The 14278-nt window shown below is 64.4% G+C and carries 13 protein-coding genes; 6 read left to right on the forward strand and 7 right to left on the reverse strand.

The window, feature by feature from the left end; genetic code table 11:
* Window positions 1–58: 58 nt before the first annotated feature.
* From ACT3TP_RS15065 to ACT3TP_RS15075, 3 genes are read right to left on the reverse strand one after another with little or no spacing between them, the layout of a single operon-like run.
* Window positions 59–922, reverse strand: a complete 864-nt coding sequence (locus ACT3TP_RS15065; RefSeq protein WP_444615604.1) for a hypothetical protein — start codon at window positions 920–922, stop codon at window positions 59–61.
* Entirely contained in the window at window positions 919–1608 is a 690-nt protein-coding gene (locus ACT3TP_RS15070; RefSeq protein ID WP_096286217.1) for a response regulator transcription factor, read from the reverse strand. Before ACT3TP_RS15070 ends, ACT3TP_RS15065 begins: the two co-directional genes overlap by 4 nt.
* Complete coding sequence (locus tag ACT3TP_RS15075; protein ID WP_096286219.1) at window positions 1596–2870, reverse strand: sensor histidine kinase; 1275 nt, start codon at window positions 2868–2870, stop codon at window positions 1596–1598. The genes ACT3TP_RS15070 and ACT3TP_RS15075 overlap by 13 nt, the downstream gene beginning before the upstream one ends.
* 122 nt (window positions 2871–2992) lie before the next feature.
* Between ACT3TP_RS15075 and ACT3TP_RS15080 the strand changes: the two genes are divergently transcribed.
* Window positions 2993–3610 (forward strand): GNAT family N-acetyltransferase, encoded by a 618-nt coding sequence (locus ACT3TP_RS15080; RefSeq protein WP_444620903.1) that lies wholly within the window; start codon window positions 2993–2995, stop codon window positions 3608–3610.
* Window positions 3611–3620: 10 nt separating this feature from the next.
* Here the strand turns inward: ACT3TP_RS15080 and ACT3TP_RS15085 are convergent, their stop codons facing one another.
* Entirely contained in the window at window positions 3621–4379 is a 759-nt protein-coding gene (locus ACT3TP_RS15085; protein ID WP_444620905.1) for a FadR/GntR family transcriptional regulator, read from the reverse strand.
* Window positions 4380–4567: 188 nt separating this feature from the next.
* Here ACT3TP_RS15085 and ACT3TP_RS15090 point away from each other — a divergent pair, with 188 nt between their 5' ends.
* Genes ACT3TP_RS15090 through ACT3TP_RS15110 form a run of 5 tightly spaced genes read left to right on the forward strand, consistent with a single transcriptional unit; the run spans window position 4568 to window position 11106 of the window.
* A complete protein-coding gene (locus ACT3TP_RS15090) occupies window positions 4568–6088 on the forward strand; it encodes an ABC transporter substrate-binding protein (protein WP_444620906.1) in 1521 nt (506 codons plus the stop codon).
* Between the two features lie 33 nt (window positions 6089–6121).
* Entirely contained in the window at window positions 6122–7069 is a 948-nt protein-coding gene (locus tag ACT3TP_RS15095; RefSeq protein ID WP_096286227.1) for an ABC transporter permease, read from the forward strand.
* The gene (locus ACT3TP_RS15100; protein WP_096286229.1) at window positions 7069–7920 is read left to right on the forward strand and encodes an ABC transporter permease; all 852 of its coding nucleotides are present in this window, start codon (window positions 7069–7071) and stop codon (window positions 7918–7920) included. The genes ACT3TP_RS15095 and ACT3TP_RS15100 overlap by 1 nt, the downstream gene beginning before the upstream one ends.
* On the forward strand, window positions 7920–9662 hold the full coding sequence (locus tag ACT3TP_RS15105) for a dipeptide ABC transporter ATP-binding protein (protein ID WP_096286231.1): 1743 nt from the start codon (window positions 7920–7922) through the stop codon (window positions 9660–9662). The genes ACT3TP_RS15100 and ACT3TP_RS15105 overlap by 1 nt, the downstream gene beginning before the upstream one ends.
* Before the next feature lie 28 nt (window positions 9663–9690).
* Window positions 9691–11106, forward strand: a complete 1416-nt coding sequence (locus ACT3TP_RS15110) for an amidase (protein WP_096286233.1) — start codon at window positions 9691–9693, stop codon at window positions 11104–11106.
* A gap of 36 nt (window positions 11107–11142) precedes the next feature.
* On the opposite strand, the gene ACT3TP_RS15115 is transcribed toward ACT3TP_RS15110, so the two are convergent.
* The 3 genes from ACT3TP_RS15115 to ACT3TP_RS15125 are packed head-to-tail and all read right to left on the reverse strand — an operon-like array spanning window position 11143 to window position 14220.
* Window positions 11143–11922 (reverse strand): FadR/GntR family transcriptional regulator, encoded by a 780-nt coding sequence (locus ACT3TP_RS15115; protein WP_444620907.1) that lies wholly within the window; start codon window positions 11920–11922, stop codon window positions 11143–11145.
* Window positions 11923–11972: 50 nt separating this feature from the next.
* Complete coding sequence (locus ACT3TP_RS15120) at window positions 11973–12743, reverse strand: SDR family NAD(P)-dependent oxidoreductase (RefSeq protein WP_096286237.1); 771 nt, start codon at window positions 12741–12743, stop codon at window positions 11973–11975.
* Window positions 12744–12771: 28 nt separating this feature from the next.
* On the reverse strand, window positions 12772–14220 hold the full coding sequence (locus tag ACT3TP_RS15125) for an aldehyde dehydrogenase family protein (RefSeq protein ID WP_444620908.1): 1449 nt from the start codon (window positions 14218–14220) through the stop codon (window positions 12772–12774).
* Window positions 14221–14278: the final 58 nt, after the last annotated feature.

Below are 14278 nucleotides of genomic sequence, written 5' to 3' on the forward strand. Positions count from 1 at the left end.
CCGGCCGGGCATACCCGCGGCGCCCCGAGGCCAGCTTCGTCCTACCGGAAGATAACGCCTATTTCGTTGGCGTTGTCGCTTCCGCCCCGGGGCGCAGGACCACGTTCCCGGCCGAGACCTCAACCTGAACCTGGTGCTCCGAGGCGGAGTTGACGCTCAGGCCGTTCTCCACGCCGCCGGCCGAAACATCCTGGAGCACGTTGTATTCGGTATCCGGCAGGGTCAGTTGCAGCATCCCCGCGCTGACTTCTGCCTGGACGCTGCGCGGCGCGCTGCCGGTGAAGGTGCTGTCGATGCGGCCGGCGGAAACATCGAAGTTCGCGCTCTGCACGTCAGCCATGTCGATATCGGTTTTCCCGGCGCCCAGTTCCACGCTCAAGCCCTTGGCCGAGCCGGTAGCATCCAGGGTGCCGCCGCTCATCTCCATGACCAGGTCGTTGAAGTTGCCATTGACCGAAAATTCTCCGGCGGACATCTTCAGGTCCGCATCGAGCGTGCCTTCGTTGAGCGAACTAGGCAGCGTCAGCGTGACCTCGTTTTCATCCCAGTCGCAACCGGTGAAGCACCAGTCGCCCCAGTCGTTGGGCGAACTGACCAGCAAGGTGCCGGCGTCGCGGCGGAGTTTCCATTCGCCGCTGCGTGCGCTGCGCACTTCCAGCGTTGCCTCGGGAACGTTGGCGAAGAGCACGGTGAACCTTCCGGCATCCGCGTCTACCTCCAGTGCGGTGACGCCAGCGGCGCCGACGCTCTGCGAGCTGCTGGAGTTGGCGAGGCTGTGTGAAGCACGCCAAGCCGAGGTGGCGATCACCCCGAGGATGACCAGTGCGCCGATGAGGCCCAGCACCAGGGTCAAGGTTTTCTTCGAACCGGCGGGTTGCGGATTCTGCGGTGCAACCGGCGCGTTGATGGTTGGGGAGTTCATGGGTTTGTCCTGTCGCTGCGAGTGGTGCCCAAAGTTTGGATATGAGCCAGGGCGGCGAGCACACGCCGGTTTCCCGTCCCATCTGCCTCGAGTCCAAGCTTCTGGAAGATCGAGGTAATGTACTTTTCAACGCTTGCCTCCGAAAGGAACAGCAAGGCGGCAATGGCCTGATTCGATTTGCCTTCGGCCAGCGCCGTCAGCACGCTGCGTTCCCTATCGGTCAACCGCTGCATCCGGTCATCGTGATTGCGTCTGGTCAACAGCTGTGCCACCACCTCTTGGTCGAGTACCGTGCCGCCGTCCGCGATCTGCTCCAGGGAAGCAATGAATTCGGTGACATCCGCAACGCGGTCCTTGAGCAGGTAGCCCAGGCTTCCGGACTGCATGGAGATCAGCTCCGAGGCGTAGCGTTCCTCCACATACTGGGAGAGCACCAGCAAGGGCAGCTGCGGGTAGTTCTTGCGTACTTCAAGCGCGGCGCGGATTCCCTCGTCGGTGTAGGTCGGAGGCAGCCGCACATCCAGGATGCAGATCTGCGGGAATGCCGAGGCCTCGGCTTGGGCCAGGAAATCCATAAGTCCGCCGGTGTCGGGCAGGTCCGCGACCACTTGATGCCCGGAGTGGTCCAGCAGCCTGACCAGGCCTTCGCGCAGGAGCACCGAGTCTTCGCAGATCAGGACGCGCATGGCACGTTCACCTCCACCGCGGTCGGGCCGCCTTGCGGGCTGTCCAGGCGCAGTGTGCCCCCGGCAGCCAGGACGCGGTTGTTGATCCCATCCAGTCCGCCGCCGGGCAGGATCTGTGCCCCGCCCACCCCGTTGTCCTCGATGCGCGCGAAGAGCCAGCGCCTGCCGGCCTCCTCGCGTTCGCGCACCGTCACGCGGCAGGTCGCCGCCCGGGAATGCTTGGTCGAGTTGGTCAGCGCCTCGGCAATCGCGAAGTACACCGCCGATTCGCTGTCCCGCGGGTAGCGTCCGGAAAGCTGCACATCGAGTTGCACCGGAATATGGCTGCGTCCGGCCACCGCGGACAGGGCCGCATCCAATCCGCGGTCATCGAGCACCGAGGCGTAGATCCCGCGGGTGAGCTGGCGCAGCTCGGTGATCGCCGACTTGGTCGAGGCATGCGCCTCGGCGATCAGCTCCTTGGCCTGCGCCGGGTCCTTGTCGATCTGCTGATGGGCCAGGCCCAGGGTCATGCCCACCGAAACCAGCCGGGGCTGGACCCCGTCGTGCAGGTCGCGCTCGATGCGGGTGCGTTCTACCTCTGCGGCACGCACCGCGCCTTCGCGCTGGACCGAACTGGTCCGCACCCGTTCGGTCATGGCCGATTCACGGGCAATCGCGCCGATGATGGCGCAGGTGACCGCTCGGTGCAAGAAGGCCAGGCCGACTATCACCGCCGCACCCAAGAGAGTGAAGAGGAACAGCCAGGGGGCCTGGGAGGCCGGAACCAAGAGTCCGAAGGGACCGGATACGGTGTCGGCATCGCTCAGCGGAGCGAAGCCGACGATGGCGGTATGCACCGTCCACTGCAACGCGCCGATCATCAGCGAGCCGAAGATGCAGGAGAGCACGAAGCTGCCAAAGGAGGCCCACATGCGTCCGCTGGCGAGGTTGCGCCCCAGCGAGCGGAGATATTCGCCGAAACCTTCGCGGCGTCGTGGACGCCAGGATAAGGTGGCGACGTTCAGGTCATAGAGCCCGGAGACGCGCTGTATTTCGAGCCAGGAGAGCCCGAAGAGCGCGTAGAGCAAGCCGATGAGCACGATGATGCCGAATCCCAGCAGGAATATCAGCGCGGCACCTGCTGCGAGCCAGCCGAGCAAGAGCCAGGAGATGGCGGTGCCGACGCTGCCCAGAACTGCCAGGTGAAGAATCGTCAGTCCGATTCTCAACGGTGGCCGGACGGTGTTCTCGTCCGGGAGAAGCTTTGGTGATGAAGTCATAGCTCAACAGTATGCTGACGTGGCTTCCGGCAACATCGAGAGATCCGGAGAAGAAGAGTAGGGAAAACCCGAATGATTCTCTTGGGGTATCGCCAAAGCACTCGGGGGTGCAGGATGGATTCATGGAAGCCAAGTCGCAGAGTCCGGCAGCAGGCAAGGCCAACTGGGAAGTGCTGCCGCTGACCGCGGATCGTTTTGCGGATTTCGCCGCAGTGGTCAATCCCGGCGGACGCGAGAAGCATTGCTGGTGCCTTTCGCATCGCCTGGGAGCCAAGGAAATTGAGCTGCTCGGTGCCGGGGACCGGGCAGCGGCGATGCGCGCCCTGAGCGCCGAACCCATCGCGCCGGGAGTGCTGGCTTACCGGGATTCGGTACCGGTGGGCTGGTGCAGTATTTCCCCGCGCTCGCAGATCCCGCTGCTGGAGCGTTCCAAGCTCATTCGACCGGTGGATGACGTAAAGGTGTGGAGCATCATCTGCGTGGTGGTCCGCAGCGGCTACCGCCGGCAGGGGGTGAGCACCGAAATGCTAACCGGCGCCCTGCGCTACGCCCAGGCGCTCGGCGCGCCCGCGGTGGAAGCCTACCCGGTGGATCCCGCGGGGCGCATGGATCTGACCATGGCGTTTGTGGGGACGCGGAAAATGTTCGAACGCGTGGGATTTGAGCTGATCGGGAGCACGGATGCGGTGGCCAGTCGAATGCCGCGGCTGATCATGCGAAAAGACCTCACCGCGCACTGAGCCCCACCTGCTAGGCGGGGTTGACCAGCGCCTGCAGACCGCGCAGGCCCTCTTCATCCAGGCTGTGCTTGAAGTAGGAGGAGATGGCCGTCTTGGCCGCGTTCCCCGCGGCGGCGGGCTCGCCGGCGGCGATGGCCTCGAAGATGGCGCGGTCCAAGGCCACGACCTTCTTCATTTCACGCCGCTCATTGTCCGAATGGCTCATTTGCTCATTCATGACGTTGAGGATGGCTCCCGATACCGCCTCGCCGCAGATCCGCAGCAGCGCGTTGCCGCTGGCTTCCCAGACGGCCGCGTGGAAATCCAGGTCGGCCCGGTTGAAGGAATCCGATCCGGTTCCCGCTTCCACCTCCATCCGTTCGATGGCGTCGCGCATCGCGGCCAGCTGCTCGGCATTGTGCATGACCGCCGCCAATTGGCAGGCCGAGCTTTCCAGCACGATGCGGAACTGGACCAGTTCGGAAAGCGACAAGGAGGCAATGCGCGCCATATTGGCAAAGGAGCGTCCGAGATTATCCGGGGATACCGGCAGCACGATCGGGCCGCTGCGGCTGCCGGGCCGAGAGGCGATAAGCCCTTGGCTTTGCAATACGCGCAGTGCTTCGCGCACCGTTGGCCGGCTCACGGAGAATTGCACCATCAGCTCGCGTTCGCTGGGAAGGTGCTGCCCGGGTTCGATTTCCTTGGAAAGAATCGCCTCTTCGATTTGCTGCACAACTCGCTCGTAGGTCAATGTCGGCACGGCCGGCGTGAAAGTCAGCTTGCTCATGTGGAGCCTTCCTTTGATTGCGAGGATGAGTGCGTTATGGACAAAGCTAGCGCAGCTGCCCCGGCCGCGCGGTCTCCACCAAATATGTCGTTTACTGGTAAGACCAGAAAACTTAGTAGAAATATCAGCATATATGGTGTTGTATGGATCACATCACTCAGTTGTCACTTTGACCCGATGGAGATCTCATGAGCGCGAAAAAGAACTACTGCCGATTGGCTGCGGCCGTCATGGTCGGTTCCCTGGCCCTGACCGCCTGCTCGGCGGGATCCGGCGGATCTTCTTCGGAGGGCTCGGCGGAAAACACCTCGGTCACGGTGGCGTTGACCGGCGAACCGGTCAACCTCGACTTCACCACCACCGCAGGCGCCGCCATCCCGCAGGCCCTGATGTCCAACGTGTATGAAGGCCTGGTCGAGATCGACCAGGCAGGCAAGATCCAGCCGCTGCTCGCCGAATCCTGGGAGCTGAGCAACGGCAACAAGACCTACACCTTCAAGCTTCGCGAGGGCGCAACCTTCTCCAACGGCGAGGCCTTCACCGCCGAGGACGTCAAGTTCAGCATCGAACGCGTCCAGTCCGACGCCTGGGTCTCCAGCCTGAAGAAGAAGATGGATATCGTCGACTCGGTGGAGGTCAACAGCGACACCGAGGTCGCCATCACCCTCAAGCAGCCAAGCAATGCCTGGCTGTTCGATATGGGAACCCTGGTCGGCGCCATTTTCGATCCGAGCGGAGTCGATGACCTGGCGGGGACCGCCATCGGCACCGGCCCCTACGCGATCGACGCATGGAATCGCGGCCAGTCCATCGAGTTCGCGACCCGCGAGGACTACTGGGGCGAAGCTCCTGCAGTGGAGAACGTCTCGCTGCGCTACTTCGCCGATGCGGTGGCCACTACCAACGCGCTGCAGTCCGGAGACGTGGATGTCGTCTACAACATGCAGTCCCCGGAGCTGCTCTCCAGCTTCGAGTCCGATGGCAAGTACCAGGTCCTCGACGGCACCTCAAACGGTGAAATCGTGCTGTCGATGAACAACAACATGGCCCCCTTCGACGACGTGCGGGTGCGCCAGGCGGTGATGCATGCCATCGACCGCCAGGCCGTGGTGGACACCGCCTGGAACGGCTACGGCACGGTGGTCGGCGGCCCGGTCCCGACCACCGACCCGTACTACGAAGATCTCAACGACGTCTACCCCTACGATCCGGCCAAGGCCGAGTCCCTGCTGGCGGAAGCCGGCGCCCAGGACCTGGACATCACCTTCACCGTCCCGACCCGCCCCTATGCCACGGCGGTCTCCGAAATTGTCGTCTCCCAGCTGGCAGACGTGGGAATCAACGCGAAAATCGAATCGGCGGAATTCCCTGCCGTCTGGCTGGACGAGGTCTTCACCAAGCAGGACTACCAGATGTCCGTGGTGCTGGCCGTGGAAAGCCGGGACGTGCTGGCCATGTTCAACAACCCGGACTACTACCTCGGCTATGACAACTCGAAGATCAAGGACCTCGCCGCCGAGGCCGACGCCGCCGATGAAGCCGGCTACGTGGACGGGATGAAGCAGGTGGTGCGCACCATCGTCGATGACGCGGCGGCAAACACCCTGTTCATCTTCCCGAACATCGTCGTTGCCAAGGCGGAGGTCAGCGGAATCCCTGCGAACTCCGTCACCGAGGCGCTGGATCTGACCAACCTCGGCTGGAAGTAATCCGCAGCAGCGCTTCGGCAGAGAGGAACGCACTTGGGTATCCGATTACTGACTAACCTTGTGAGATTTGCTGTCACCTACGTGATTGCGACTGTCGCGGTGTTCTTCTTCATGCGCGCAATTCCCGGGGACCCGGCGCAGATCGCCTTGGGCGTGAACGCCAGCCCGGAACTGCTGGCCAAGACGCGAGCCGAGTTCGGCACCGACCGTCCGCTGATTGTGCAGTACTTCGACTGGGCGCTCGGGTTGCCGGCGGGGAACTTCGGCACCTCCTACGTCACCCGGCAGGATATCAGCCCGCTGATCATCGACCGGGTCCAGGTGAGCCTGATCCTCGTGGTGCTGGCGATGCTTGTCGCGCTGCTGATCGCCGTGCCTTTTGGCACCTATGCGGCGGTCAAGCACCGCAACCCCAGCGGCATCATCATCAGCGGGGTCAGCCAGCTTGGCGTCGCGATTCCCAACTTCCTTGCGGGCATCTTGCTGGTGGTCGTCTTCGCCGTCGGGCTCGGCTGGCTGCCGGCCAACGGCTGGACGCCGCCGGGCGAGGACTTCGGCGATTTCCTGGCCCGCGTGCTCCTGCCCGTGCTCGCCCTGGCCTCGGTGCAGGGCGCGATCCTGACCCGCTACGTCCGCTCGGCGGTGATGGAGGTGATGAGCGAAGACTACCTGCGCACCGCACGGTCCAAGGGGCTGGGCAAGCTCGAATCACTGGTCAAGCATGGCTTGCGCAATGCCTCCATCCCGGTGCTGACGGTGACCAGCGTGCAGCTGGCCGCGCTGATCATCGGCGCCGTGGTGATCGAACGGGTCTTTGTCATCCCCGGATTGGGATCGATGCTGCTGGACGCGGTAGGCAACCGCGACCTGCTCACGGTCCAGTCGGTGGTGATGGTGCTGGTGGCCATCACGCTGATCATCAACCTGGTGGTGGACGTGCTCTATACGATCCTGGATCCCCGCATTCGAAAGGGAGCGTAATGGCTGCCGAACAAGTATTAGTGGAGAAAACCCGCCGCAAGCTCTCGCTCACGCTCATCGTGGGCGGATCATTGGTGGCAGTTGTGGTGCTCGCCGCCCTCGTCTCATTCTTCTGGACCCCCTACAACCCGGTCCAGGCATTTCCCGCGGACCGCTTGCAAGGTTCCAGCGCCGCGCACCTGATGGGCACCGACCGCTACGGCCGGGATGTGTTCTCCGGGGTGCTCTACGGGGCGCGCATCACCTTGCTGGTCGGGCTGGTGGCCGTTGGCATCGCGCTGGTCATCGGCACGCCGCTGGGGATCCTCGCCGGCATGCGCGGCGGGATCACCGAAGAGGTGACCATGCGCGGCGCGGATATCCTGCTGGCCTTCCCCGCCCTGCTGGTGGCCATCATGTTCGGCGCGGTCTTCGGCGCCAGCACGCTCACCGCGATGCTCGCCATCGGCATCGGCTCGATCCCCGGGTTCGCCCGCGTGGCCCGCAGCGGAACCCTGCAGGTGATGAGCACCGAATACATCATGGCCGCCAAGGCCGCCAGCCAGAGCGGCTGGAGAATTGCCCGGCGCCACGTGATGCCCAATATCGTGGGCATGGTGGTGGTGCAGTGCTCGGTTTCCTTCGCCATCGCGGTGCTGGCCGAGGCGGCCTTGTCATTCCTCGGCTTGGGCACCCCGCCACCGGTGCCCTCCTGGGGGCGCATGCTGCAAGAATCCCAGCAGTTCCTAGGCACCTTCCCGATGCTGGCCGTCTGGCCCGGTGCCGCGATCGCCGTCGCGGTGCTCGGCTTCACCCTGCTCGGCGACGGGCTACGCGACCGCTTTGACCCGAAACTGAACGGAGAGCGCTGATGATGGCGAAGCATGCAGAGGCCGCCAAATTGCTGGAGGTCAAAAACCTGTCCATCGGCACCAAGACGCGCACCCTGGTCAGCGACTTCAACCTGAGCATGGCGCCCGGAGACCGGGTGGGCCTGATCGGGGAGTCCGGCTCGGGCAAGTCCATAACCACCTCGGCGCTGATGGGATTGCTCCCCGAAGGGGTCACCGCGCAAGGCTCAATTCACCTCGCGGGCTACGCGGGAAACCTCCTCGAGGCCAGCGACCGGGAATTGCAGAAGATCCGCGGCAAAGACATGGCCATGGTCTTCCAGGAGCCATTGACCGCGTTGAATCCATTGATGAAGGTCGGCCCGCAGGTCGCCGAGATCATGAGCAGCCATAGGACCGTGCCTTCAAAGGCCGCGGCCCGCGCGCGGGCGGTGCAGATGCTGGAATCGGTGAAGCTCCCGGACCCGGAACGTGCGGCGCGCTCCTATCCGCATCAGCTCTCCGGCGGCCAGCGCCAGCGCGCCATGCTGGCGATGGCGCTGGCCAACAACCCGGGCCTGCTGCTCTGCGACGAACCGACCACCGCCTTGGACGTCACCGTGCAACGCCAAGTGCTTGACCTGATCCTGGAATCGGTGACCGAGCGCGGCACCGGGCTGCTGTTCATCACCCACGACCTGTCGGTGGTGGCCAACGTCTGCGACCGGGTCCTGGTCATGAACGACGGACGGGTGGTGGAGGAAGGAAGCACCGAAGAGGTCTTCAGCAATCCGCAGCACCCCTACACCCGGGGACTTCTTGCCGCCTCCGATCTGGACGCCACCGACGCCCAGGGGCGTCTGTACACCGTGGCCTCGGCCGCCGCCTATGTGCCGCCGAACGTGCGGGAGGAGCCGGCCCCGGCGGAAGCTGCCCAAGTAGCGCCAGAGCCTGCCGCCCAGGAGAAGCCTGCCGAAAAACCGGTGATCAGCGTTAAGGACCTGCATCGGATCTACCCGGTGAGCCGTTCCACCCTCTTCGGCAAGCCCTCCGAGGTCCACGCCCTGCGCGGAGTGTCCTTCGAGGTGGCCGCCGGCCAGCGCTTCGGGGTAGTGGGCGAATCTGGATCGGGCAAGTCGACGCTGCTTCGCATTCTGGCGGGCCTTGACCAGCCTTCCTCCGGTAGCGTGCAGGTCGCGGGAAACCAGGTCTCCGGTGCGAAAGAACGCGATCTGCTGCAATTGCGCCAGCAGCTGCAGATCGTTTTCCAGGACCCCATGGGATCCCTGGATCCGCGGATGCGGGTCCGCGACATCATCGCCGAGCCGCTGCTCGCCCCGGGGCAAAAGGTGGACAGCGCCAAGCTGCGCAAACAGGTGGCCGAAATGCTCGGAGCCGTGGGGCTGCCGGCCGACGCGGCCGAACGCTTCCCGCACCAATTCTCCGGCGGGCAGCGCCAGCGCATTTCGATTGCCCGCGCGCTGATCTGCGAACCGCGGGTGCTCGTGGCCGACGAACCGGTCAGCGCCCTTGACGTCTCGGTTCGGGCGCAGGTGCTGAACCTGCTCTCCGACCTGGTGGATGACTACCAGCTCACCCTGGTCTTCGTCTCCCACGATTTGGGGGTGGTGCGTTATATCTGCGACAACGTGGTGGTGATGAACGAGGGGCAGATTGTCGAAAGCGGCACTACCGAGCAGATCTACGACAACCCGCAGCATGACTACACCCGGACATTGGTGAACTCCTCGATGTCCCTCCAAAACGAGCTGGCACTGCGCTAGAAGCGCTTGTGCTTTTTGAAAGGTCCAGATGTCTCAGCTATCGAACCGCACCACAGCGCTGCACCAGCTCTCCGCCCGCGAGCTCGGCCAGGGGTATGCGGCCAAGGAGTTCTCCCCGGTCGACGTCGCCCAGGCGGTGATCACCCGGATCCAAGAACGCGAACCGGTGCTGAATGCCATGTATCAGTTCGATCCGGAAGACATTCGCTCCCAGGCCCGGTTGAGTGAAAAACGCTGGGCAACCGGGCGGCAACGCGGTGCCCTGGATGGGGTGCCGGCCACGGTGAAGGAGAACGTGGCCCGCGCGGGAATTCCCATGCCTTCGGGGACCGCACTGGCCAACCCGAAGGTTCCGCGCGCCAACGCGCCGATCACCGACCGAATACTGGAAGCCGGATCGGTGATCCTCGGATCCACCACAATGCCGGATTGGGGCATGCTCTCCTCGGGAGTCTCCAGCCTGCACGGCATTTCGCGCAGCGCCTGGAATCCGGCCTGGACCACCGGCGGCTCCAGCGCCGGGGCCGGGTCGGCGGCCGCGGCCGGGTACGGTCCGCTCCATGTGGGAACGGATATTGGCGGCTCGATTCGGCTGCCCGGCGGCTGGCAGGGGCTAGCCACGCTCAAGCCGAGCGCCGGACTGATTCCGCTGGATGCCCCGTACATCGGACGGGCCGCGGGACCTATGGCGCGCACGGTGGATGACCTCGCGGCGTTCATGGCCATTCTCGGCCGGCCGGATATCCGCGATTATTCCGCGCGGCCCTATGCGCCCATGGACTTCGAAACCGCGCGGGATAACGTGCGGGGGTTGAAGGTCGGGCTGCATACCGAGGCGAACGCGGGAGCCGAGGTCGATCCCGAGGTTCTTGCGGCCGTGCAAGCGGTCGCGGAGACCTTTGCGGAAGCCGGGGCCAACGTGCAGCGGCTGGATCCGTTTATCGATCAGGGAATGCTGGACCGGCTGGACAGGTTCTGGCGCACCCGCTCCTGGGCCGACTACCGCGAGCTTTCCGAAGCAGAGCAGGGGAAGGTCCTGGACTACATCGTGCGCTGGTGCGCCGGCGGCTCCGGATTTGATGGTGCGGACACCATTCGGAACTTCGGCGCGATCGACCAGATGCAACGAGCCACGATCGCCGCAACCGCGGGCTTCGACCTGGTGATCTCCCCGGTCTCGCCGATGGCCGCCTTCCCCGCAGAGCTGCCGATGCCGGTGGCGGATCCGGATGAGACCATGAGCCATATCGCCTTCACCGTTCCATACAACATGTCTGGCCAACCTGCGGCCACGGTCAATTGCGGGTTCACCGCCAACGGGCGGCCCATCGGGGTACAGCTCTCCGGCCGGGTCGGCGCCGATGCCGACCTGCTGCGCGCGGCCCGCTGGTATGAGGGGCACCGCCCGGCGCAGGCAACGCCGAATTGGCTGGCCCTGGACTAAGCCCAGCGGGCAAGGCGGAGCCTTCCTGAGGTTGTCTCAAGGCACACTTGGGCTGCCGAAGGACGCCAAGGCCGCCAAGGCTTCGCGCTCTTCGGTGCCCAGCAGGTGCCCGTAGTATTCGAACAGGCTGCTGCGCGCCAGATGCTCCGCCAGGTGGGCATCCTGGTTCTGGATGGCCGCGAATACCTCGGCGTGATGATCGATAGTGCGCAGCATGAGCGCATGGTCATCCGAGCTTTGCTCGATGCGCGAGGCGATGAGCTGTTCAATAGACTGCCTTACGGCTTCACCGGAGATCTGCAAGAGCGCGTGGCCGCTGGCCTTGGCGACCACATCATGGAAATCGAGGTCAGCTTGGCTGAAGGCCGTTTGGCCTTGCAGGCGTGCGGCCCGCATGCGCGCCATCGCCTTTTCCAGCTGCAAGAGGTCGGCATCCGTGCGCCTGGTCGCGGCGAGCGAGTTCGCCGAGGACTCCAGGGTCATGCGGTAGATGAGCAGATCTGCGAGGCTGGAGGCGGAGGTATGGGTGAGCCTGGTGATCATTTTGCGCAGCGGCGTGGCCGTAGGGGACAGCACCACCGCTCCGCGGGGATCACCCGGGCGGGAGGCGATCATGCCGCTGCTTTCAAGCACCCGCATGGCTTCGCGCACCGAGGAGCGGCTGACCTGAAATTGGCCAACCAGTTCGCGCTCGCCGGGCAGATGGTCGCCGATTTTCAGCTCGCCGGCAAGCACCTGATTTTCGATATGGCTGACAATCGCCTCGAAGGCGCGGGTTTTCACCGCCACCGGCGCTTCGGGTGTCTGCGGCATCATGAATTCCTTTCCCGGAGAGCATTCAATGCTCAATTCGTTTTGGGTGGAGCTTAGTTTGGCGGGGTGAAGCGTCCGTCGATCGCGGTCCAACCACCGTCGACCGTCAGCACCGAGCCGGTGACAAAACTCGAGGCCGCCGAGGCCAGATATACGATAGCCCCGGCCATTTCCTCGGGTTTGGCCCAGCGCCCCAGTGCGCTCTTCTCGGAATAGGCGTTGTACCACTGTTCATTCGCCTTGATCTGGCTGGTCAACGGGGTCTCCACGACCCCGGGGGCAATGACGTTAACGCGCACCGACTGAGCGCCGAACTCGGCCGCGGCGGTGCGCACCAGCTGGACCAGCGCCGCCTTGGTGGCCGCGTAGACGCTCTGCCCGGGCTCGACGACCGTGGCACGGATGGAGGCGATGCCGATAATCGATCCACCCCCGTTGTCCGCCATCCGCGGTGCGAAGGCCTGGAGCAGCGCGAAGGAGGCGCGCATATTCAGATTCACCACGCGATCAAATTCCTCCATGGAGTAGTCCACGATCCGCTTGCGAACGTTGGTGGCTGCGGTGAAAACCAGCGCGCTGATGTCGCTGTATTCGGCGGCCGCCGCCCGTACTGCCTCGAAATCCAGGACATCGAGTTCCACCGCGGAAGCGTTCGCGCCGAGTTCGCTGGCGGTGACCTGGACCGCGGCCAGATCACGATCGGCGCAGATGACGGTGGCGCCATGAGCGCCGAGGGCCAGTGCGGCCTCGCGGCCAATGCCGCTGCCGGCGCCAATCACCAGGACGCGGCGGCCGGAGAACTGAAACAACTGCGTGTAATCCATCGGTAAATCTTTCTCTGCTAACGGTTGGTTACGGCCTGATAATGGCCATGCGGGTGACGGTGAATTCCTCCATGGCGAAGCGCGGACCCTCGCGGCCAATGCCGGAATCCTTGACCCCGCCATAGGGCATGATGTCTGAACGGAAGCCAGGAATTTCATTGACCACCACTCCGCCGACTTCCAGCTCCTCGATTGCCCGGAACGCGGTCTTCAGGCTGGTGCTGTAGATCGCCGCCTGCAGGCCATAGCGCGAGTCATTGACCAGTTCGAAGGCGGTGTCCAGATCCGGGACAGTGCGCAGGCAGATCACCGGCCCGAAAATTTCCTCGCACCACAGCTGCGCATCGGTGGGCACGCCGCTGAGCACCGTGGGCAGGATGGCCCCGTCGCGCACCTCGCCGCCGCTAAGCACCTGCGCGCCGCGTTCGACGGCGGCGTTGATCCAATCCATGATGCGTTCGGTGGAGGCTTCGTTGATCACCGGCGCCACCCGGGTGTCGGCCGAGCGGGGGTCGCCCACGATGACCTCACAGATGCGGGCGAGCAGTTGCCGTTCAAACTCCTTGGCGATTTTCTGATCGAGGAGCACGCGCTGCACCGAGATGCAGGCCTGCCCATTGGCGTAAAAGCCACCGCGAAGCACCGCATCCACCGCGTCCGGGATCACCGCGTCTTCGGCCACAATGAAGCCGGTGTTGGAGCCCAGTTCGAGCACCGCCTTGCGTGGTGCCGCGTTTTTGGCGATCTGGTGGCCCACCGCGGCCGAGCCGGTGAAAGAAACGACGGCCGAGCGCGGGTCGCCGACGAGTATCTCCCCGACGTCAACCCCACCGGTGACCAGCTGCACCGCCGCGGCACTGACCCGATGCTCGGCAAGCGCCTCGCGGATCAGATGGACCGCCGACAAAGTGGCCAAAGGGGTGTTGGGAGCGGGCTTGAGAATGATGGGGCAGCCGGCCGCGAGGGCCGGGGCCAGTTTGTGGCTTGCCAGCAGCAGCGGGTAGTTGAATCCGGCGATGCCAATGACAATTCCTGCCGGCTTGCGGGTCCAATAGCCAATCATTCCCGCACCGGATGGCTGAAGATCTAGGGGAACCGTTTCGCCATGGGCGTGGGCGACCTCTTCGGCCGCCGCAGCCCAGGTCGTCAGCGTCCTTGCGACCTCAACGCGGCAATCGACCAGCGGCTTGCCGGTTTCCAGTACCAGCAGATTTTCCAGCTCTTCGCGATGGGCGGCAAGTTTCTCGTGGACCGCAAGCAGAATCGCCCGTCGGATTCCGGTGCTCAGCCGCGCGACTTCCTTGGCGACTGCTTGCGCCGCATCGAGTGCTCGGCTCGCATGCTCGGCGGTGCCCACAGGTGCCTGGGCAACGAGCGATGAATCGTAAGGGAAGACGACTGGTGCGGAGCTTTCGCACGGAACCCACGCATCACCAATGGGCAAGCCATCCGGGAAGGCCTTTGAATAAGTGGACACCGTTCCTGCTTTCGCGTCGTCGATTATCAGAAGCTCTACTGGTCTGACCAGTAGATGA

The sequence above is a fragment of the Glutamicibacter sp. AOP38-B1-38 genome, from assembly GCF_052377485.1.
In the GTDB taxonomy this organism is placed as follows: domain Bacteria; phylum Actinomycetota; class Actinomycetes; order Actinomycetales; family Micrococcaceae; genus Glutamicibacter.

Coding starts and splice junctions, on each gene's coding strand:
- ACT3TP_RS15065 (WP_444615604.1), bottom strand. CDS start 922: ATGAACTCCCCAACCATCAACGCGCCGGTTGCACCGCAGAATCCGCAA.
- ACT3TP_RS15070 (WP_096286217.1), bottom strand. CDS start 1,608: ATGCGCGTCCTGATCTGCGAAGACTCGGTGCTCCTGCGCGAAGGCCTG.
- ACT3TP_RS15075 (WP_096286219.1), bottom strand. CDS start 2,870: ATGACTTCATCACCAAAGCTTCTCCCGGACGAGAACACCGTCCGGCCA.
- ACT3TP_RS15080 (WP_444620903.1), top strand. CDS start 2,993: ATGGAAGCCAAGTCGCAGAGTCCGGCAGCAGGCAAGGCCAACTGGGAA.
- ACT3TP_RS15085 (WP_444620905.1), bottom strand. CDS start 4,379: ATGAGCAAGCTGACTTTCACGCCGGCCGTGCCGACATTGACCTACGAG.
- ACT3TP_RS15090 (WP_444620906.1), top strand. CDS start 4,568: ATGAGCGCGAAAAAGAACTACTGCCGATTGGCTGCGGCCGTCATGGTC.
- ACT3TP_RS15100 (WP_096286229.1), top strand. CDS start 7,069: ATGGCTGCCGAACAAGTATTAGTGGAGAAAACCCGCCGCAAGCTCTCG.
- ACT3TP_RS15105 (WP_096286231.1), top strand. CDS start 7,920: ATGATGGCGAAGCATGCAGAGGCCGCCAAATTGCTGGAGGTCAAAAAC.
- ACT3TP_RS15110 (WP_096286233.1), top strand. CDS start 9,691: ATGTCTCAGCTATCGAACCGCACCACAGCGCTGCACCAGCTCTCCGCC.
- ACT3TP_RS15115 (WP_444620907.1), bottom strand. CDS start 11,922: ATGATGCCGCAGACACCCGAAGCGCCGGTGGCGGTGAAAACCCGCGCC.
- ACT3TP_RS15120 (WP_096286237.1), bottom strand. CDS start 12,743: ATGGATTACACGCAGTTGTTTCAGTTCTCCGGCCGCCGCGTCCTGGTG.